Source organism: Corallococcus sp. 4LFB, from assembly GCF_046520365.1.
Classification (GTDB): domain Bacteria; phylum Myxococcota; class Myxococcia; order Myxococcales; family Myxococcaceae; genus Corallococcus; species Corallococcus caeni.
Genome location: NZ_JBKGHJ010001139.1, coordinates 1 through 809 on the forward strand (window position 1 = coordinate 1; position 809 = coordinate 809).

1 protein-coding gene is annotated in these 809 nt (G+C 75.9%); it reads left to right on the forward strand.

Annotated elements, in window-relative coordinates:
* Window positions 1-178 precede the first annotated feature (178 nt).
* Window positions 179-809, forward strand: a 631-nt coding sequence (locus ACLEQD_RS44575) for a HEAT repeat domain-containing protein (RefSeq protein ID WP_410391951.1), incomplete at its 3' end; no start/stop codon positions are given.

Genomic DNA, 809 nt, shown 5'->3' on the forward strand with positions numbered 1-809 from the left:
GTGTCGCGCGCGGCCGCGGCGGGCCTGGGAGAGCTGGGCGCGGAGGCGGACGCGCAGATACTGCAGTCGCTGCGCGAGGGGGACAGCTCGCGCAGGCGGGTGCTGCTGCCGCTCGTGGGCAAGCGCTCCGCGGCGGTGCCGGACGTGCTGTTGTGCCTGGGAGGACCGGGACGCGACGGTGCGCGCGCTGGCGGCGGAGACGCTGTCGCGCATTGGCGACACGTCCGCGGTGCCGTCCCTGTTCGCGCGGCTGTCGGACGAGGACCCCCGCGTGTCGCAGGCGGTGGTGGGCGCCATCCAGTCGCTGGGCAGCGAGACGACGGAGACGCTGGCGCTGGAGGCGGCGCGGTCCTCGGACGCGCGCCAGCGGCGGGCGGCGCTGCGCATCGTGGCGTACTTCGGCTACGCGCGCGGCCTGGACGCGCTGCTCCTGGCCATGCGGGACCCGGACGAGCGGCTGCGCGACGCGGCCATCTACGGCCTGCCCTTCATCGACGACCCGCGCGCGGTGGACGCGCTGCTGGTCGCGGCGAGCCACGAGTCGGAGCGCACGCGCGCCACCGCCATGCGCGCGCTGGGCCAGACGGACAAGCAGGCGCGCATCACCTCCACGCTGCTGGGCGGCCTGAACGACCGCGACCCGTGGGTGCGCTACTACGCGTGCCAGTCGCTGGGGAAGCTCAACGAGGAGGCCGCCGCGGACGCCATCGTCGCGCTGGCCAACGACGACGCGGGCCAGGTGCGCGTGGCGGTGGTGGACGCGCTGGCGCACATGCACACGGAGAGCGCCATGGCGGCGCTGCGCCGGG